The following is a 19,892-nucleotide window of genomic DNA, read 5'->3' as shown; positions in this document are numbered from 1 at the left end:
TGTCCCTCCCCTCGGGAAACGGGGGACCGAAGCCCCCCGCCGCCCTGCTTCAGATCACTTCGGGCCGCTTGCCGGAGGCAAAAGGATAGCGCTTGCGGAAGTCGTTGGCGATATCCTCGAAGGTCGCCCATTCCACGCCCGAATGCTTGCTGATGTATTCGATCAGCCGCTCCAGCATCAGCAAAACCTGCGGACGTCCCGCCACATCCGGGTGGATGGTGAATGCGAACACGGCATAGTCCATCTCCCGATAGACCCAGTCGAATTGATCGCGCCAAAGCTCCTCGATGTCGCGCGGGTTCACGAAGCCGTGGCTGTTGGGCGACTTCTTCATGAACATCATCGGCGGCAGGTCATCCACATACCAGTTGGCCGCGATATCGACGAGGTCGATCTCCGTTCCATGCTTCAGCGGATGCATCCAGTCCTTGGCCGACTTGGAATAGTCGATGGTGTTCCAGCTGTCGCCCACGCGCGCATAGAAGGGCTGGAAGTCGCGATAGCCCTGGCTGTGATCATAGGTGAAGCCATGCTTGAGCAGCAGCGCCGCCGTCGAATTCGACATCTCCCACCAGGGTGCCACATAGCCGCGCGGCGCCGCTCCGGTCAGGTTCTTGATCAGCTCGATCGACTTGACCAGCACATCCTCTTCCTGCGTTGGCGTCATCGCGATGGGGTTCTCGTGGAGGTAGCCATGCGCCCCCACCTCGTGACCATCCTTGACGATCATCTCCATTTCCTTGGTGAAGGTCTCAAGCGAATGGCCCGGAATGAAGAACGATGTCTTCAGGTCATACTTCTTGAACAACCGCAGCAGACGCGGCACGCCCACCTCGGTCGCAAAGATGCCGCGCTGGATGTCCGAGGGGCTGTCGCCCCCGCCATAGGACCCGATCCAGCCCGCTACCGAGTCGATGTCGGTGCCGAAGGCACACATGATCTTCTTCGCCATCCGTCTTTCCTCCTGTCGCCAGTGTTGCGGGGCGGTCCATTCCGCCCCTTCGTTCCGTCGCGCGGCCTCAGCCGCGTATCACCCGTTCCAACGCCAATCCCGCCGCCAGCAGGGCCGCGTCGCGCCCATGCCGCCCGCAGACCATCAGGCTGGTCGGCATCCCGTCGCCATCCGCGCCATTCGGAATCGCCAACCCGCACCAATCCAGGAAATTCCCCAGCGCCGTATGGCGAAGCGTGCGGAAATTGTGGTGGAAGAAGACCTCCACATCCGCCTCCAGCGGCGCGACGGGCATTGCCACGCTGGGCGTCGTCGGACAGATCAACAAGGCATCGCCCAGCACCGCATCCACCTCGGCGATCAGCCGCCGGCGATGGTCATGCAGCCGGATCAGATCGACCGCCGTCATCCGGTCGGCCATGCGGATGCGTCGCACCACGCGCGGGTCCATCCGTGCCTCGTCCGGGCCATTCAGCCGGTCCCAATGGACATCCAGCGCCTCGGCACTGGCAAGGGGACCAAGCCGCGCGATCACTTCGACCGTCTCGCGCAGCTGGGGCAGCGCGATCCGCCGCACCCGCGCGCCGGTCGCCGCGATCCGTGCCAGCGTCGCCTCGAAGGCCGTCGCAACCGGGGCGTCGAGATCATCGAACATCACCGCATCCGGGATCACGAAATCAAGGCGCGCCGGACCGACGGCCGCCACCTCGGGCTGGGCCAAACCGCGCAGGGCCGCATCGACCAGCACGCAATCCTCGACGGTATGCGCCAGCGGCCCCAGCGTATCCAGCGTCCGCGACAGGGGAAACACCCCCCCCATCGGGTGATGGCCGGTCGAAGTCTTGTATCCCACCACCCCGTTGAACGCCGCCGGTATCCGGATCGACCCGCCGGTATCCGTGCCGATGGACAAAGGCACGATCCCTGCCGCCACCACCGCCCCGCTGCCTGACGAAGATCCGCCCGGCGAGCGATGCACCGCCTTGTCGCGCGGATTGCGCGGCGTGCCGTGATGCGGGTTCAGGCCGATGCCGGAATAGGCGAATTCCGTCATGTTCACGGTCCCCACCGTGACCAGCCCTGCACGCATCCCTGCCCGAACCAAGTCCGCGTCCTGCCCCGCAGTTGCCGCCCCGCGCAGCACCTCCGATCCGGCCGTCGTCACCGTGCCCTTCAGATCGAACAGGTCCTTCCAGGCCAGTGGAACGCCGTCCAGAAGGCTCGCCGGATTACCTGCCCGAAGCCGCTCCCGCGCGGCCCGCGCCTCGGCCTCGGCCCGTTCCCGGGTCTGGCGGATGAACAGCGCCCCATCGTCATGGGCTGCGATCCGGTCGAACACTTCGACCACCAGATCAAGCGGATCGCGCCGCCCCGCCCGCATGTCCTCTGCGAGTGTCTTTGCCGTCTGCCCGATCATGGTCTGCCTACTGGACGATCAGGGTTGCATCGGACGGGTTCCATGCCACGACGGCCTCGCTCCCCGCCGACAGCGTGTCGCGATACTTGTCCGCATGTCCTTCCAGGGTCACTGCCTCGCCGTTGGGCAGTACCATCCCGATTTGCAGGATATGGCCTACCAACTGCAGACGCGTGATCCGGCATGGCACGAGATTGGCACCATGGCTTGCCCTGATCTCGGCCTCGGGCATCGTGGCGGGCAGGACATGCATCGCCTCCGCCGGCAGCACGATCGACGCCGCGGCCCCAGCCGCCGGCATCCCGGCGGAAGGCTCCGCCAACAGCGTGCCAAAGGCCGTCTCCACTGCCAGATGCCCCCCCTGCGTGCCACGCACGCTGCCCGAAATCAGTGTGTTTGCCCCGATGAACCGCGCCACAAAGATGCTTTGCGGCCGGGTATACAGCTCGCGCGGGGGGCTGATCTGCTCCACCCGCCCCGCATTCATCACCACGATCCGGTCCGACAGCGCCAGCGCCTCGGATTGCGCATGGGTCACGAAGACGAAGGTGATTCCCAGATCGCGCTGCAACAGCTTCAATTCGTTCTGGATCGACTTGCGCAGGTTCGCATCCAGCGCACCCAGCGGCTCGTCCAGCAGCAGGATATCGGGCTCTACCACCAGCGACCGCGCTAGCGCGATCCGCTGCCGCTGCCCCCCCGAAAGCCGCGTGGGGCGGATGTCGGCCACGTCGGACAGGCCAAGCTTGTCCAGGATGCGGTCCACCTTGCGGTTCGCCTCGGCGGCGGGCAGGCCCTTCACCTCCAGCCCGAACATCACGTTCTGCCGCACCGTCAGATGTGGAAACAGCGCGTAGTTCTGAAAGATCATCGAAGTCGGTCGCTTCTCCGGCTGCAGGTCGTTCACCCGCCGGCCCCGGATCAGCAGATCACCCGAAGTGATCGATTCAAACCCCGCGATCATCCGCAGGGTCGTCGTCTTGCCACAGCCCGACGGGCCGAGAAAGGCGATGAACTCTCCCTTGTCCACATCAAGGTTGAAATCGATCACGGCAGGCGTGCCGTTGTCGTAAACCTTGCCGATATGCGAAAGCTGCAGGTCGTAGGCCACTGGAAAGTCCCCGGATGTCTGGTCTTGGGTGCGGCCGGGGCAGATCGCCCCGACCGCAGGTTTCGCGTCGGATCAGGCCGACAGGAACTCGTCCCACTTCTGGATGAGCAGGTCATATTCATCCGGCCACTGGTGCCAGTAGGCGACATTCGCCGCACGCGTCGCCAGCGAACCGCCATCGCGCAGGTCGCCTTCCTTGATCCCGCGCTCTTCCGCACCGACCCACGGCGCGCCTTCGTACCAGAAGGCGTACTTCTCGGGCGCCATGACGGCCTTCACCCTGTCGTTGGGCGAATAGTAGCCCTGTTCCGACACAGCGACCGCCGGGCCACCCGACAGCCAGTAGTCGGCATAGGCGACGACCGCATCGAAGTTGGGCGAGGATTTCAGCGCCGACACCCCGATTGCCCAACCGCGATAGCCGGTCTTCATCGTTGCATAGGAACACTGAACGCCCTGCGCCTTCACCGCCATGACGGCCGGCTGCCAGGCATCGGCCAGGATCATCTCGCCCGAGGCCAGCAGGTTCACCAATTCGCCGAAGTCACCCCACAGGGCGCGGAACTGGCCTTCCTTCTTCTTGGAGATCAGGAACTTCGCCGCTTCCTCGATCGCCGCCGCATCCGGGTTGCCCGGGTTCGGCACTTCCGAAAGGCCCAGTTCGTTCATCGCCATGACGGCCTGTCCGAAGGCAATAAGCGGGTCCACGTTCAGGCCCGTCTTGCCCTTGAACTTGGGGTCGAACAGAGCCGACCAGTTCGAGGCTTCTTCCGCATCGACGAGGTCGGGCCGGAACCCGATCGAGTCGAAGTTGTAGACGGTCGGCACCATGTTCAGCGCGGTCTGGCTCTCGTCGGTCCAGATCTGGCCCACGATCTGCGCACGGGGTTCCCACTTGTCCGACGGCTTGAGGAAGGACTCGCCGACGCCCGTCCAGTTGGTCAGCGAAGCGGTCGGGATCGGCGCGACCAGATCGGTCTGCACGATGGCCGGAAGACGCTCGCCGATGGTTTCCCAGCAGTCATAGGCGGTCGAACCCGACAGCAGTTCGGTCTGGGTGTTCGGGAAGATGTCGGCCTTGCCCGACACGGCCTTCACGCCCGAGGCCGCCTGGAATTCGGTCAGGATGCGTTCCTGTACCGTGACCGACAGGCCGACCGTGCGCAGTTCCTGCGACGCCAGATCGGCGGCAAAGGCCTGCTGCGCGCCGAGGAAGGGCATCCCCCCTGCGGCCAGCGCCACGCTGCCTGCAGTCCCCTGCAGGAAACGGCGCCGCGAAAGCGACTGAGTATTCATGTAGTTACCTCCTGTTTTTCCGTCTGTTGGTATTGACGTCTTCTTCTTGCCCCGCCGCACGCTAGTAGCGCCCGACGAGCAATCCTCCGTCCACGACCACGACCTGTCCGGTCATGTATCGGGCGCCGTTGGATGCCAGGAACAGGATCACGTCGGCGATCTCCTCAGGCTCGCCGATGCGCCCCATGGGGATGAATTCACCGGCCTTCTCGGCGCCCTCGGGGCCCAGCGAATTCTCCTTCGAAAGCAGTTGTGCAGTGCGGATGTATCCAGGCGCCACGCCGTTCACGCGGATGCCGTCGCGCGCCAGTTCCACCGCCAGGCCGCGCACCAAACCCACAACCCCCGCCTTCGCGGCCGAGTAATGCACATGTTCGTCCCAGCCGTAGGCCACGCCCATGATCGAAGACAGCGCAATGACGGATCCCTTCCTGCGCGCCTTCATCCCCGCTAATGCCGGACGCACGACCCGGAAGATCCCCTTCAAATCAATGTCGAAAGTGAAATCCCACTTCTCGTCGCTCAGCACGGGCAACGGCACCTTGTGCGCGATGCCTGCATTGGCGACGATGACGTCGATCCCGCCCCGCTCCGCCTCGATCTTAGCGACCAGCGCATCGGCAGCCTCGGTCGACCGCACGTCCAGCGCGTGAAACTCGGCACTGCCGCCCGCCGCCACGATCTCGTCGACGCAGGACTGCCCCTCGGCGGCCAGGATGTCGGTCACCACCACATGATATCCGGCCGCGCCAAAGGCCCTGGCGCTGGCCCTTCCGATGCCGATACCGGCCCCGGTGATCAGAACGGTCTCGGTCATAGCATCACGTCTCCCGAATTTGGCCCCAGCGTCTGGCCCACGAACAAGGACGCCGCAGGCGAACACAGGAAGGACACCGTCGCTGCCACTTCCTCCGGCTCTCCGAACCGGCCCAGCGGCAATTCTGCGGCCTTCGCGCGCTGCCAGTCTTCCGACAGGCTGCGCACCAGCGGCGTGTTGATGGGGCCCGGCGCCACGGCATTCACCCGCACCCCCTGCGCCGAAACCTCGCGCGCCAGCGCTTTGGTCAGACCTATGATCCCGGCCTTGGCAGCGCTGTAGTGGACCAGCTCTACCCCACCGATCTGGCCCAGCTGCGAGGCAACGTTGACCACCGCCCCAGACTTGCGCGCCAGCATCCCCTCGATCACCGCCTTCGTACACAGGAAGGTGCCGCGCAGATGTACCGCAAGCATCCGGTCGAAATCCGCCGTGGTCAGGTCGGTGAACCGCCCCTGATGCACATGGCCTGCGTTGTTCACCAGATGCGTGACCGGCCCGAAGGCTGCCTCCGTCTCGGTCACCATGGACGCAACATCCGCCTCGTCCGACACATCCCCCCCGCAGCTGCGCGCCCTTGCACCGATCTCCGCCGCAACCGCCGCCGCTGCGGCAGCCCGGAAGTCGTTCACCATCACGTTGAACCCATCCGCAGCCAACTGCAGCGCGATCGCCCGCCCGATGCCCGATCCCGCTCCGGTAACGATGACTGTCCCAGCGACGGTCATGCGATATCCTCCTGCATGGCCATCTTCCTCGCGCGCCGCACGGACATCGCCATCAGCAGCCCGTAGACCGACAAAAGCGCAAAGGAGAACAGCGTCGTCAGCACCCCGAAGGCAAAGATGTTGGGATGGATCTCGACCGAGAAAGTCCCGTAGATCGCCAGCGGCAGGGTCTGATCCCGCCCAGAAGCGAACAGCGTCCGGGGGAATTCGTCCAGCGACAGCGTGAAGGCAAACAGCATCGCCGACAGCACGCCCGGGAAGATCAGCGGGAAGGTCACCTTGCGGAAGGTGGTCCAGGGATCCACCCCCAGCGACCAGGACGCTTCTTCGACAGAGGCGTCAAAGCGGTTCAGGATCGCCAGCATCACAAGGAAGGCAAAGGGAAAGGTATAGGCCACATGGGTGGCAAAGGCGGTCGTGTACCAGTGCCGCTCGATCCCGATCACGTTGTTGGCCAAGAGCGACGTTCCCAGCCCGGTCAGCACGCCCGGCACCATCATGCCCAGCACGATCAGGTAGAAGACGACGCCCGATCCCTTGAACTTGCGCCGGAAGGCCTGTGCCGACATCACGCCCAGCACGGTGGACACCACCATCGTCATGAAGGCCAGCACCAGCGACCGCAGCAAGGCCTCGCCGAAAGGCAGCGGCGCGATGCGTGACGGCGGGGTCAGCCCAAAGATGTGGCGATACCAGTAGGTGGACCATTCGATGATCGGGAACTGCGGCCCGCCCTCAGGCCCCTGCTGGAACGAGATGATCGTCAGCACCACGAACGGCCCGTAAAGGAACAGCACGAACAGCGCGACGTAAAGGCCAAGCGCGGGTTTCAGGATGCGCGATTCCATGACTTACAGCTCCCGCTTCAGATCGACGATGCGCAGGAAGCCCGCGATCACGATGCCCATGACCACCGTCAGGATCACCCCCACGACCGACGCCATCGCCCATTTCAGCGAACCAACCTGCGTCACGATGATGTTGCCCAGCAGGTTCACCTTCCGGCCCGACAGTGCGCCCGAAGTCGCGAATTCACCCAGCACCATGACCGACACGAAGATCGCGCCCACCACGACACCCGGCAGCGACAGCGGGAAGATGATCTTCCAGAAGATCCGCCCGAACCCCGCACCCAGATCGCGTGCCGCCTCGATGATGTTGCGGTCGATCCGGCTCAGCATGAAGGCAATGGGGCCGACCATGAACACGCAATAGATCTGCGTCATCCCGATGATCACCGACAGTTCGGTGAACAACAGCACCTCGATTGGCTGCTGGATGATCCCCAGTTTCAGCAGCACGATATTGATCGCGCCCTCCTTGCCAAGCATCGGCCGCCAGGCCAGCACGCGGATCAGGAACGATGTCCAGAAAGGAATCACGCAGATCACCAGCAGAACCGTCGACAGCGTCTTCGACTTGACGAAGAGCCCCACGAAAAGCGCGGTCGGATAGCCGACGACAAAGGTGCAGGCCAGAACGATCAGCCAGATCCGCACCGTGGTCCACAGCGAGCCGGTATAGGTGTCGGACGAGAAGAACTGCTTCCAGCTCGCCAGCGTCGGATCGGGTGAGATGTTGAAGGTCGTCTGCGTCCAGAAGGACACGTAGACGATCATCAGGATCGGCACGACCAGGAACAGCGACATCCAGATGATGCCCGGCGCCAGCAACCAGCGGGTGGTCTTGGACTGACGTTTCTGAATGGAGATCTGGCTGCTCATCGGGATGCCTCGCGACCAAAGACGATGGCCTGTTCCGGGTTCCAGGTCAGCAGATAGTCCTGCCGCGCCTCGAAGGTTTGGGGGGTGCCAAGGCTCAGGTGATGCTCCATCTCGATCACATGGCCATCCTCGGCCTCGAAGAAGTTCATCATCGACGATCCGAGGTATTCCGAAGCCACGAAGCGCGCCTTGATGGCCGGGCCCGCCGCATCGGCGGAAACCGGCAGTGCCCGCATCCGGTCATAGCGCACGGCATAGACATCCCGGTCGGACCGCACGCTGCGCGGCACCGGCACGGAACCGAACACGCCGTTGAACCGGCCTCCCGAAAGATTGCCGTCGAACAGGTTGAACCGGTTCAGAAAATGCGCCACGTCAGGCGAAGCGGGGCTGTCATACACCTCGCCCGGCGTCCCGGTCTGGATGATGCGCCCCCGGTCCAGCACGACGACGCGATCGCCCATCGCCAACGCCTCATTCTCGCTGCCCGTCACATGGACGAAGGTCACGCCCAGCCTTTCGCGGATTGCCCGCAACTCCGTCCGCATCCGCGACCGGAGATTGGCGTCCAGCGCGCCTAGGGGTTCATCCAGAAGCACCAGCTTCGGATGCATGGTCAGCGTCCGCGCCAGCGCCACCCGCTGCCGTTGGCCGCCCGAGATCTGATCGACCCCTCGCCCTTCCATCCCCGACAGGCCGACCAGTTCGATCATCTCGAGGCTGCGCCGCTCGATCTCGGCCGCGCTCAGCCCGGATTTCCCATGTGTCAGACCGAAGCCGACATTCTGGATCACAGTCAGATGCGGGAACAGCGCGAAATTCTGGAAGACGAAGCCGATACCGCGCTCATGCGCAGGCAGATTGGTAATGTCGCGCCCGTTGAAGAAGACTCGCCCCGCTTCGGGCGCCTCAAAACCGGCGATCACCCTCAGCAAGGTTGTCTTGCCCGACCCGGACGGGCCGAGGAACGAGATATACTCGTTCGCACCCGCCTCCAGCGATGCATTGTCAAGCGCAACCAAGTCGCCATAGCGCTTGGTGACGCCGTCCAGTCTGAAGACCGACGTGTCCAAATCCACCTCACCTGTGTGCTGGGGTCGCTTCGCGGCCACCCCTTTTTGATTGCTGTCCGAAACCAGCCGGACGACCGAGTCACACGACCCGCATAAACTGTACTTCGTATAACATAGGTAGTTTTGCCATCTGTCAACGGCATATCAAATTGCACGCCATGGCATATTTTGAGCAAGAAAAGGAAAACAAACGGCCGAAAAACAGGCCGCGAGCGAACAGCGCTCACGATAATTGCGAACAATGGTACGCAATATTCGTTTTACTGCGGACTCAGATACGGCGCAAAGGCTCCCGCCTCAGGGATGACAGCGACGATCTTCATCCGCGCCAGATAGCGCCGCGCGGTGATGGACAGGTGATCCCGCAAATATTCACAAGCGGAATCAATGGGATGCCTGGAAATGAGGTCCAGCAGCGTCTGATATTGCTCAATCGTGTCCTCGTCCGGGGGCAGCCCCAGGCGGATCAGCGCCCGATCCACTGCCGAAAGAAGGAGGCGGTTGCTGCGGATCATCTCAACAAGGGCGGTGTTTGGTGCCTGCGCTATGCAGTGTTCCATAAGCGCATCCGCCATCTCCTGTGGCGTGATCGCCGGGTCGGTTTCGATTCGCTCCAGCAGGTCCTCCACCTCGGCATAACGGATATGCGGCGCGGCAAGCCGCAGCGCGGCAGGCTCGACGATGCCGCGCAGCTCGAACTTGTCGCTGACGGTCCGCGCGGTCAGCGGCCCCGCGATCCAGTGCGAGGCGGCACTCTTCCGAATCAGCCCCCTCTCCTGCAACCGCGCCAGCACGTCGCGGACGACGGTGCGGCTGACGCCCAGATGCTCGGCAAGCTCCGTCTCGACGATGCGGAACTCGCCGAAGATCTGGCAGGACGCCACCTCTTCCTCGACCTCGTCATAGACATGGCGCCATGTCCCGCGCGTCTGCAGGGCATCATCCACCATCGGTGGGATCAATAGGTCCAGCTCCCGGATGTCGCGCCGGATCGGCACTGTCCCGGCCGTCACCCGCCCCACCAGATAACCCCTTCCGTCAAAGCGGCTGATCAGTCTCTCTTCCAGCAACTGCCGCAACGCCGCCTGCACCGGCACGCGGCTTGTCTGCATCACCGTGGCGATCGGCCCCTCCAGCAGCACGAACCCTTCCGGAAGGATGCCGGCCGCGATGTTCTCGCGCAGAACCCGGGCGATCAGCTCATAGCGCGGCTCCTGCGCCAGGGGATTGGCCGAACGGATCATGCCTCGCCCCCATCCTGAACACGGCGGACAAATCGGTCCCATGCGCGTGCAGCGTAGTTGTACTCGTCCATGACCGTGTTCCAGATCACGATCTTGCGCGCCCGGTCCGTATAGGCGCCTCCCGCCCGGCGCTCCCCCGCCTTCACGGTCGTCTCCCCCGTCGGCCCGGCCAGATCGCGCGCGGCTGCGGCCCCTTCGTACCAATAGGCCCATTCCTCGGGGCACAGGTGATCGCGGGCGCGGGCCGGGTTGGAGATGTAATAGCCCTGCCGCGCCATCACTGCCCCGGCGAAACCCGAAAGCCACCAGTTGAGATATTCATAGGCCATGTCCAGCACCGCCCCGCGCAGATGGCGCGACAGGCTCGCCCCGCCATGCCAGGCCCGATAGCCCTCGGTCGGCGCCGCCTCGATGAAATGCGGACGCGCCGCGCGAAGCTTGCCGTATACGGGCGACCACATGCTCTGCACCGCCACGCTGCCGGCTTCCGCCAGCGAAGCCGCTTCCTCCCCGCCGCGCCAGGTGCCGCAGAAGTATCCCTCCACCCGCTTGCGCTCCAGAAGCTTCATCAGCGCGTTGATCTCGTCGATGGTCATGTTGCCGATATCGGCAAACTCAAGCTCCCCCGATGCCTCGGCCGCCAGGGCCGCATCGAAAAACCCGATCGCAGGCTCATCGACCAGCGCTATCCGCCCCTTCGCCCGGCGATCCAGCAGCCAGGCCCAGCTTGGCCGCGGATCCGTCCCCGTCCCGAATACCCGCGCATCGAAGCCGAAGCTGTCCATGTTGTGCACGGTGGGCAACATGCTGATATGGCGCGATGGCTTTGATCCCAGAAATCCGCCCGGCTGGATATAAAGCTTCTTCACGGGCGCATCGCCAAGGCCGCGCCCGGCATATTTCGATACACCGCCCAGTTTCACCAGATCCGAGATATTGTCCCATTCCGCGATGCGCGCGATGTCGATGGGCTGCAACGCCCCCCAGAACCACACGATGTCCAGGTTGTGAAAGCATTGCTCATAGACGTCATAGCCATCCGGCCGCATCGCTGCCTGCCTCTGGCAATCCAGGAAATCCATCTCCTCGAAAACGATGTCGAAGCCCAGATCCGCCCGCGCCTGATCGCGCACCGGCGGCAGCAGAGTGATCGATGTGCCCAGAACACGCAGCACCCGCCGCTGAACATGCGGCGGCGCAGCAAGCTGGGTCTGATCTTCGGCTTCGTACATCTGTCCTCGCACAAGGTCGGGCGCGGGCGGACGGACGCCCGCGCCTGTTTTCCCTGCGCCGTCAGGCCAGCGCCGCGGCGATGCCCTCCAGCACCGCCTTGCGATCGCGCCGGGCCGCCAGCGCCTCTTCCATCGTCACCTTCACGAACCGGGTCGGCGTATGCGGCTGCAACTGCCCGATCAGATCCATGTCGGCCGAGATGACCGTCCCGACCATGAAATAGCCGCCTCCGGACACCGCGTCACGATGCAGAACGATGGGCTCCGTGCCGCCCGGCACCTGGACCGATCCATAGGGATAGCAGGCATCCACGATGTTCGACGGATCTGATCCTGCCCCGAAGGGTTGTTCGCGGTCCACGAATTCAAGCGGCTGCCCGGCCTTGAAGCGGTATCCGATCCGGTCCGCCTCGGGGGCGACCTTCCAGGTGTCCTCGAAGAACCGCTCCCCGGCAGCCTCGGTGATGCGATGCCAGTAAAGCCCGGGCAGCATCCGCAATTCCGCCGGCGCCCCCGGCCTGCGCCGTAACTCCTCGGGCACAGACCGACCGGCACTGACACTGGAACGGGCACCCGACCCTGCCGCCATCGGCAGCACGTCGCCCGCCTGCAGTTTGCGTCCCTCGAACCCGCCAAGCGCCCCCAGCGTATAGGTCGACCGCGATCCCAGCACGACCGGCACGTCGATCCCGCCCGACACAGCGATATAGGCCCTCGCCCCCGCCTTCAGGAAGCCGAAGCTCAGCACCTGCCCCTTCTTCACCGGAAAGGCCGTCCAGCCCGCCTGTTCCTGCCCGTCCACCTTCGGCGGCATGTCGGCCCCGGTCACCGCCACCATCGCATCGGCGGTGAATTCCAGTTCCGGCCCCATGAACACCGCCTCCAGCGCCGCGGCCCCCGCCGGGTTGCCAACCAGCAGGTTCGCCGCAGCCAGCGACAGCATGTCCATCGCGCCAGAGGTGGGAATGCCGATGTGGTAATATCCGGGCCGCCCCAGATCCTGCACCGTGGTGGAAAGCCCCGGCTTGATGACATTAATGGCCATTGAGCGCCTCCATGATCCGGGTGTTGGTCCCGTCGATGTCCTTCTGGAACTCTGCCAGCGAAAAGGTCACCGGCGCGATGCGCGGCATCCAGCGGCCCGCATCCACCTCGGCGACGGTATGGTCGTATTCCTCGCGCCCGATGGGCTTCCACTTCACGATGTCGCCGGGTTTGAACAGGCACATGAAATCGCGCAGGTAGGGAACCGTCTGGTTCGGGTCGTAGATCGGCATCGGCGTGATGCCGAACATCTGATAACCGCCCGCCCCCCGCACCGAATAGATGCAGCCGAAACAGCCGCCATGCCCCACGGTCAGACGCGGCGTATCCGTCCGCGGGCGCAGGTACTTGGGCGACTGTATCTGCCGCGCGCGGTCCACCATCTGATAAAGGAACGGCAGGCCGGCCACGAACCCCACCATCGACACGAACCAGGGCGCACCGGAATGGGCCTTCACGAACCCGTCCACACCATCCAGATTGTTGATCCGCGCCGTGTATTCCACATCGGTCGAGGTCGGGTCCTGATGCCGCTCGCGAAACCGCATCAGCGTCTCATGGGTCCAGGGGTCGTTGTAATAGACCGGCACCTCGATGATCCGCGTCTCCAGCACCGAAGGTGCCGCCTGCGCCGCCGCCTCCAGCGCCTTCAGCTCCGACAACATCGCCTCGGGAGCGATGACATCCGGATCAAAGCGCACCTGAAACGACGCATTCGCCGGGCAAATTTCCGTCACGCCCCTGATCTTCGCTTCCCTGAGCGCGGTCGTGATCGACATGCCCTTGAAAAAGGCTTCAAGCGACATCTCCTCGTCGCACTCCACGAAGATGTGCTCATCGCCGCCGAAGGAGTATCTGGTATTCATTCCGTGGTCTCCTCAGTGCCAAGCCGGTGTGCATTTCGCTCCAGCCAGGGTTCCAGCCAGCGCGTGTGAAAAGCCGCCGCCGCAACCTCGGGGTCGCGCGCGAGCAGCTCGTGCAGGGGTTTCGTCGTAGGCAGCCCCTCGACTGACAATTCGTCCAAGGCCCGCGCCATGCGCGCGATCGCGGCGCTGCGGTCCTCGTCCCAGACGATCAGCTTTCCCAGAAGCGAGTCGTAGAAGGGCGGCACGGTATAGCCCTGATACAGCATCGTATCGAACCGCACCCCCGCCCCCCCAGGCACCGACAGCGCGGCCACTGTTCCCGGCCCCGGTTGAAAGTTGCGCGCCGGGTCCTCGGCATTGATCCGCACTTCAATGGCATGCCCGCGCAGGACGATCTCGTCCTGCCGCATTCGCAGGGGTTCTCCCCCCGCCACCCGGATCATCTCGCGCACCAGATCCAACCCAGTGACCATCTCGGTCACCGGATGCTCAACCTGGATCCGCGTGTTCATCTCGATAAAAAAGAACTGCCCGCTCTGGTCGTCATACAGATATTCCAGCGTCCCCGCCCCGCGATACCCCACCGACTCAGCAAGAGACACGGCCGAAGCGCAGAGCTTCTCCCGCAAGCTCTGCGGCAAGGCAGCCGACGGCGCCTCTTCCCAGACCTTCTGGCGGCGGCGTTGCAGCGAACATTCCCGCTCAAAGCAATGCACGGCGCGCGTGCCGTCTCCAAGGATCTGCACCTCGATATGCCGCGCGCGCTCGATCACCTTTTCCAGATACAGGCCCCCGTCCCCGAAGGCCGCCCTCGCCTCAGCGCTGGCCTGCAGCATCAGGCGGTCGAACTCCTCCATGTCATGGGCGATGCGGATGCCCCGCCCGCCCCCACCGGCGGCGGCCTTGATCATCACCGGAAACCCGATGGCAAGCGCGATGGCGCGCGCCTGTTCTGGGTCGTCCACCCGCCCGTCCGACCCCGGCACGACAGGCACGCCCGCCCGTTCCGCGGCGATCCGCGCGGCGACCTTGTCACCCATTACCCGGATCGCATCGCCCTTGGGGCCGACCCAGATCATGCCCGCCGCCTCCACTGCATCGGCGAAATCCGCGTTCTCGGCCAGAAAGCCATAGCCCGGATGCACCGCATCCGCCCCGGTCAACCGCGCCGCTTCAAGGATCGTGTCGATCTTCAGATAGGATTTTGCCGCGGCAGGCGGGCCGATCGGCACGGCCTCATCGGCCAGCTTCACCGCCAGACTGTCGGCATCGGCCATGCTGTAGACCTGCACGGTCCTGATGCCCAACTCTCTGGCCGCGCGGATGATCCGTACGGCAATCTCGCCCCGGTTGGCGATCAGAAGCTTGCGGATCGCCATTGCTCAGCCCAGATCGACAAGCGGCTGACCCGCCATCACCGGTTCCTCGTCATCGACGGGAAATCCGATGATCGTGCCGGCCTGATCCGCCTGCACCTCGTTAAAGGACTTCATCACCTCGATCAGCCCGATGACGTCACCCACGGCAACCGGGTCACCCACCTCCTTGAAGGCCGGCTTGTCGGGCGAGGGGCGCCGATAGAAGGTGCCGGGAAGGGGCGAAAGGATCTGCTTGCTCATGTCTCGGTCCTCGTCTTCGGTTGAATGGGATCAGGCCGCTACGGCGGCACGCACCGCCTCGGCCACGGCCACAGCGTTGGGCGTATCGGAATGCACGCAGATTGCATCGGCGCGGACCGCCACATCGACGCCGCCCACGCTGGTCACCTTGCCCTCGGCAACTGCGCGGCGACAATTCGCAGCCGCCAGCGCCGGATCGGTCGCCGCATGTTCGCGGGTGATGATCAGCCCGCCCTGATCGTTGTAGTCTAGGTCGGCATAGAATTCCGACACGAAGGCATGGCCCCGCGCGGTATAGATCGTCTCGTGCAGCGTCCCGGCCATACCGAACAGCGGCACGCGGAAGATGTCGGCAACATCCGCCACGGCATTGGCCACATCCTCGATCCGCGCAGCCATGCCATAAAGCGATCCGTGCGGCTTGATATGGTTCAACGCCATGCCTTCGGCCTCGAGGAACCCTTTCAGCGCCCCGATCTGATAGATCATGCAGTTGACCAGTTCCTCGCGCCCGATCTTCATCTCCCGGCGGCCAAAGCCCTGCAGATCCGGCAGGGACGGATGCGCCCCCACCTTCACGCCATGCCGCGCGGCCAGTTGCACCGTTCGCCGCATGTGGTTGAAATCGGACGCATGAAATCCGCAGGCCACATTGGCCACGTCGATCAGCGGCATGAGCCCCTCGTCATCGCCGATCCGATAGAGGCCGAACCCTTCGCCCATGTCACAGTTGATGATGGTCATGCCGTCCCCTCCTCAGCCCCTGTAATCCAGAACATAGACCCCCGACTCGTGCAGTTCGGCCGTCCAGTCCGGTTCGATCACCACGGTCGTAGTCACTTCCTCGATCACCGCGGGGCCCACGATCCGGTCCCCTGCCCCCAGCAGATCGCCCGCATAGACCGGGGCAGAGCGTGCCACCCCGTCGGCCGTGAAGATCATCTCTCGCGTCCCGACCAGCGCCTTGTCGGCGCCAGCTCCCTGCGCGATCGACATCCGCTTCGGCTTGTCCACCTGGCCCCAGATGGCGCTTTCCACATTCACGACCTCCACGACACTGCCTGGCTCGGAATAGGTATAAAGCTCTTCATGGCGCGCATGGAACGCCGACCGTAAACGTTCTAGCGCGGCTTCGTCCAGCGGGAAGGGGTCGACGTCGACGGTGCATTCATGCACCTGTCCCACATAGCGCATGTCCAGCGACCGCCGGATCGTGACGCGGTCCTCGCCGAACCCGTCGGCGGCCAGGTCCGCGATCCCTCGCGCCTCCAGCCCCCGGAACAGCCCGTCCAGCCGCTCCGCAGCCACTGCGCCCTCCAGCCGCACCGGCGCCGGAGCCATGTAGTTGTACTTCACATCCGAAATGATCTGCCCATAGGCGCAAAGGCCCGAGGCCAGTTTCGACACCAGCACCCGCCGGATGCCCATTTCCCGCGCCAGCGCCGAGATATGCGCCCCGGTCGCGCCGCCCGCGCAGTTCAGCACGAAGTCGCGCGGATCATAGCCACGCTCCACCGACACGCGGCGGATGGCGTTCACCATGTTGTTGTTCACGATAGTGAACATGCCAAAGGCCGCCTGCTCCACGGTCAAGCCCAGCGGCCGGGCCAGATGCGTCTCGATGGCCGTCCGCGCCCTGGTCACGTTCAGCGGCAAGCGTCCGCCCACCAGTCCATCGGGATTCAGATAGCCCAGCACAAGGTTGGCATCCGTCGTCGTGGGCTTCTCGCCGCCCTGATCATAGCAGGCAGGCCCCGGCTCGGATCCCGCCGATTGCGGGCCCATCTGCAACAGGCCCATGCTGTCGATCCAGCCGATGGACCCACCCCCCGCGCCCAGCGTTTCCACCTGGATCATCGGGATGCCGATGCGATAGCGCAGGAAGTCTATGTTCTTCGACACATTCGCCCGCCCGTCCCGCGTCAGCGTGATGTCGAACGAGGTGCCCCCCATGTCCACCGTGATGATGTTCTTCAAATCCCACGGCTCGCCGATATAGAGCGCCGCCTGCGGCGCAGAGGCCGGGCCGGAATTGATCGCATAGACCGATTGATCGCTGACCACCGACCCCAGAGCCAGCCCGCCATTCGACTGGAAATAGCGCACCGGGTTCTTCGCCCCCAGGCTTCGGAAGTAGCCATCCACCGCCTCTACATAGCGCGACAGGATCGGCGCCAGATAGGCGTTCACGATAGCGGTCGAGGTGCGGGTATATTCCCGCACCTGCGGGTAAAGCTGGCTGCCCACGGTTAGGCGCACATCCGGCATCATCTCGCGCACGATCTCGGCCGCGCGCATCTCATGCTCGGGATGCAGCACCGACCAGACAAAGCTGATCGCCACCGACTCCACGCCCTCGCGCAGGAAATGCGCGCAGGCCGCGCGCACATCCTCCTCGTGCAACGGGATATGCACCGCGCCAGTCGACACCACCCGCTCGCGCACCCCGCGCCGCAGATAGCGCGGCACCAGCATCCGCGCCGGAGGATATTCCGGATCATAACGATAGCCGTCTTCCTTATGGCCCAGACGGATCTCGATTGAGTCCTCATGGCCGGCCGTGGCGATCAGCCCCGTCCGCGCGCCCTTGTGCTGGATCAGCGCGTTCAGCCCCACGGTCGTGCCGTTGATGCACAGATCGGCATGCGACACGATCTCGCCCGCCTTGATGCCCGTCTCCTCCTCGATCAGGGCAAGACCGTTGCGGATGGCCTGCGTCGGGTCCTGCGGGGTGGACAGGGCCTTGAAGATGCGCACCTCCCCTTCGCGATCGGCAAGGATGAAATCCGTGAAGGTGCCGCCCGCGTCGATGCCCAAACGATATTGGTTCTGCATTTCGGTTATCCTCGGTCCGGGTTTCAGGCAGCCGCCGCTGCGCGCAGTTTCGCGGTGGCATCGGCATCGACGGTCAGGCTCTCGCGGTCCGTGATGACCACGCCGTAGTCCAGGCGCGCGCCTTCAAGGCTCACCAGACCATTGCGCACATCCTCGACCACCTTCTGCACATCCCGCTCGAACGGGTTGCCGAAACCGCCGCCGCCAGGGTTCTTGTTTGCAGCCCTTTCACCGGGCTGGATCGTCTCGATCACGTTGTTGGTGATGATCTGGGTCTGCCCGTTCCGGGTCACCTCCAGCCGCCCCACCTTCTTTTCCACCATCGCGGATTTCGCCCCCGCCGCCCCCATCGCCGGGATGCGCCGTCCCTCGCCGAAAGTGATCAGCGTCATAGGCGTGTCGAGCGGCTCCACCTCCCAGCAGGTGCCGGATCCACCCCGGTTTTTGCCCGCCCCGCCGCTGTCCTCCATCAGCGAATAACGGTGGATGATGATCGGATAGCTGTGTTCCAGCATCTCGATATCGCCGCTCGTCAGCGCCCCGAAACAGCATTCTGGCCCCACCGCATGCCAGCCATCTGCCTGCGCCGTGGCCCCCGCCCCCGAGATGATCGAGGCCAGGACCATCGTCACATATTCCTCGTCATGCCGCTTGTCCCATCCTGCGATGTTGCAGCCATTGGCATGGCCCCAGCTTGCCGAAACCTTGGCCGGCGCCGCCTGTTCAAAGGCCAGCCGCACCGCATCGGTCAGGGTCTCCATCGGCGTCGTGGTGCAGTTCATGTGCGGCGCGGGCGACTTCGCGTTGCACAGCGTCCCCTTCGGACCCATGTCGGTTGTAACGCAGCGATACAGCCCCTCGTTGTAAGGGGGCGGCAGTTGCGCGAACATCATCAGCCCCAGATAGACACCGGAATGGCTGTTTCCCTCATAGCTGTTGATGAAATAGGGAATCTGCGGAGGGCTGTTGATGGCAATATGGCACCCGTCGCCCTTGATCGTCACCGTCGCGGTGATCTCGAAATCGCCATAGCCGTGGCCGGCATCCTCCAGGATCGCCGTTCCGCTATAGGTGCCGTCCGGCACCTCGGCGATCAGCGACCGCATGTGATGCTCTGCCATGTCCAGCAATTCGGCGATGCACTCCTGCACCATTGCCTTGCCGTATTTGTCCATCAGCCGCTTCAGGTTGCGCGCACCCACCTGGCAGGCCCCGATCAGCGCGTTAAAATCACCTTCCTGATCGCGCCGCGCCCGCATGTTGGACAGCAGCAGGTTCATCACGTCGTTGCGCGGCTTGCCCTTGTCCCAGATCTTGACCGGCGGAATGCGCAGCCCCTCGGCATAGATCTCTGTTGCATTGGGGTTGTATCCCGCCGGAACCGGCCCGCCGATATCGGTCAGGTGGCCCTTGCATACCGTCCAGAAGACCAGTTCGCCCTCATAGAACACCGGCATGTACATGCAGGTGTCGATGATGTGGCTGCCGCCATAGGAGGGATCGTTGTGCAGCATCAGATCGCCGTCATGGATGTCACCGGCAAAATAGCTTGCCACCGATTTCATCGCCGGGATCAGGCTGCCCAGATGAATGGGAATGTCCTGCCCCTGCAGGATCATCTCGGGCGTATGGTTGAACAGTGCCGTCGAATAGTCATGCGCCAGGTTGAACACCGATGATCGCGCGGTCTGTTCCAGCGCCAGCGTCATCTCGCGCTGGGTCGTCTCCAGCACCCCGCGCACAACGGACAATGTGATCGGATCGACGTTTCGTGCAGCCATGTCATCCTCCTCTGGGGGATCGCCGCACAGGGATCCTCGTCGCCGCAGTCCCTGCGGACGGATCGGAATCGCTCTCCCTGTGTCGGCCGAATCCCGGCCTTGTCATTGGTTCTTGCCGACAGGTTGCAGCACCCCTGCCCCTCCGTCTTGTCA

18 protein-coding genes are annotated in these 19,892 nt (G+C 64.1%); all 18 read right to left on the bottom strand.

Annotated elements, in window-relative coordinates; all coding sequences use genetic code 11:
* Positions 1 to 49: 49 nt before the first annotated feature.
* Complete coding sequence (locus G5V65_RS10960; RefSeq protein WP_165049927.1) at positions 50 to 952, bottom strand: polysaccharide deacetylase family protein; 903 nt, start codon at positions 950 to 952, stop codon at positions 50 to 52.
* A 67-nt stretch (positions 953 to 1,019) separates the two neighbouring features.
* On the bottom strand, positions 1,020 to 2,369 hold the full coding sequence (locus G5V65_RS10955) for an amidase (RefSeq protein ID WP_165049925.1): 1,350 nt from the start codon (positions 2,367 to 2,369) through the stop codon (positions 1,020 to 1,022).
* A gap of 7 nt (positions 2,370 to 2,376) precedes the next feature.
* Positions 2,377 to 3,480, bottom strand: coding sequence for an ATP-binding cassette domain-containing protein (locus G5V65_RS10950; RefSeq protein ID WP_165049923.1), 1,104 nt, complete (start codon positions 3,478 to 3,480; stop codon positions 2,377 to 2,379).
* Positions 3,481 to 3,552: 72 nt separating this feature from the next.
* Positions 3,553 to 4,776: an ABC transporter substrate-binding protein gene (locus G5V65_RS10945; protein WP_165049921.1), complete on the bottom strand. Its 1,224-nt coding sequence runs from the start codon at positions 4,774 to 4,776 to the stop codon at positions 3,553 to 3,555.
* A gap of 61 nt (positions 4,777 to 4,837) precedes the next feature.
* The gene (locus G5V65_RS10940) at positions 4,838 to 5,593 is read right to left on the bottom strand and encodes an SDR family NAD(P)-dependent oxidoreductase (RefSeq protein ID WP_165049919.1); all 756 of its coding nucleotides are present in this window, start codon (positions 5,591 to 5,593) and stop codon (positions 4,838 to 4,840) included.
* The gene (locus G5V65_RS10935) at positions 5,590 to 6,321 is read right to left on the bottom strand and encodes an SDR family NAD(P)-dependent oxidoreductase (protein ID WP_165049917.1); all 732 of its coding nucleotides are present in this window, start codon (positions 6,319 to 6,321) and stop codon (positions 5,590 to 5,592) included. The genes G5V65_RS10940 and G5V65_RS10935 overlap by 4 nt, the downstream gene beginning before the upstream one ends.
* Positions 6,318 to 7,169: an ABC transporter permease gene (locus G5V65_RS10930; RefSeq protein WP_165049915.1), complete on the bottom strand. Its 852-nt coding sequence runs from the start codon at positions 7,167 to 7,169 to the stop codon at positions 6,318 to 6,320. The genes G5V65_RS10935 and G5V65_RS10930 overlap by 4 nt, the downstream gene beginning before the upstream one ends.
* A 3-nt stretch (positions 7,170 to 7,172) precedes the next feature.
* A complete protein-coding gene (locus G5V65_RS10925) occupies positions 7,173 to 8,045 on the bottom strand; it encodes an ABC transporter permease (protein WP_165049913.1) in 873 nt (290 codons plus the stop codon).
* Positions 8,042 to 9,124, bottom strand: coding sequence for an ATP-binding cassette domain-containing protein (locus G5V65_RS10920; RefSeq protein ID WP_206526764.1), 1,083 nt, complete (start codon positions 9,122 to 9,124; stop codon positions 8,042 to 8,044). The genes G5V65_RS10925 and G5V65_RS10920 overlap by 4 nt, the downstream gene beginning before the upstream one ends.
* Before the next feature lie 254 nt (positions 9,125 to 9,378).
* Positions 9,379 to 10,362 carry a GntR family transcriptional regulator gene (locus tag G5V65_RS10915; RefSeq protein WP_165049911.1) on the bottom strand — a complete coding sequence of 328 codons (984 nt, stop codon included), beginning with the start codon at positions 10,360 to 10,362 and terminating at the stop codon, positions 9,379 to 9,381.
* Positions 10,359 to 11,594, bottom strand: a complete 1,236-nt coding sequence (locus G5V65_RS10910; RefSeq protein WP_165049909.1) for an ABC transporter substrate-binding protein — start codon at positions 11,592 to 11,594, stop codon at positions 10,359 to 10,361. Before G5V65_RS10910 ends, G5V65_RS10915 begins: the two co-directional genes overlap by 4 nt.
* A gap of 61 nt (positions 11,595 to 11,655) precedes the next feature.
* Positions 11,656 to 12,639: a 5-oxoprolinase subunit C family protein gene (locus G5V65_RS10905; protein WP_165049907.1), complete on the bottom strand. Its 984-nt coding sequence runs from the start codon at positions 12,637 to 12,639 to the stop codon at positions 11,656 to 11,658.
* On the bottom strand, positions 12,629 to 13,504 hold the full coding sequence (locus tag G5V65_RS10900; protein WP_165049904.1) for a 5-oxoprolinase subunit B family protein: 876 nt from the start codon (positions 13,502 to 13,504) through the stop codon (positions 12,629 to 12,631). Before G5V65_RS10900 ends, G5V65_RS10905 begins: the two co-directional genes overlap by 11 nt.
* Positions 13,501 to 14,883, bottom strand: a complete 1,383-nt coding sequence (locus G5V65_RS10895) for an acetyl-CoA carboxylase biotin carboxylase subunit (protein ID WP_165049902.1) — start codon at positions 14,881 to 14,883, stop codon at positions 13,501 to 13,503. Before G5V65_RS10895 ends, G5V65_RS10900 begins: the two co-directional genes overlap by 4 nt.
* A 3-nt stretch (positions 14,884 to 14,886) precedes the next feature.
* A complete protein-coding gene (locus G5V65_RS10890) occupies positions 14,887 to 15,123 on the bottom strand; it encodes an acetyl-CoA carboxylase (protein ID WP_165049900.1) in 237 nt (78 codons plus the stop codon).
* Positions 15,124 to 15,153: 30 nt separating this feature from the next.
* Positions 15,154 to 15,867: a 5-oxoprolinase subunit PxpA gene (gene pxpA, locus G5V65_RS10885; RefSeq protein WP_165049898.1), complete on the bottom strand. Its 714-nt coding sequence runs from the start codon at positions 15,865 to 15,867 to the stop codon at positions 15,154 to 15,156.
* Positions 15,868 to 15,879: 12 nt separating this feature from the next.
* On the bottom strand, positions 15,880 to 17,958 hold the full coding sequence (capA, locus tag G5V65_RS10880) for a caprolactamase subunit alpha (RefSeq protein WP_165049896.1): 2,079 nt from the start codon (positions 17,956 to 17,958) through the stop codon (positions 15,880 to 15,882).
* Between the two features lie 23 nt (positions 17,959 to 17,981).
* Positions 17,982 to 19,739 (bottom strand): caprolactamase subunit beta, encoded by a 1,758-nt coding sequence (gene capB, locus G5V65_RS10875; RefSeq protein WP_165049894.1) that lies wholly within the window; start codon positions 19,737 to 19,739, stop codon positions 17,982 to 17,984.
* Positions 19,740 to 19,892: the final 153 nt, after the last annotated feature.

It is taken from the genome of Paragemmobacter kunshanensis (assembly GCF_011059185.1).
GTDB lineage: Bacteria > Pseudomonadota > Alphaproteobacteria > Rhodobacterales > Rhodobacteraceae > Paragemmobacter > Paragemmobacter kunshanensis.
This window is presented reverse-complemented; position numbering and strand designations above follow the sequence as displayed.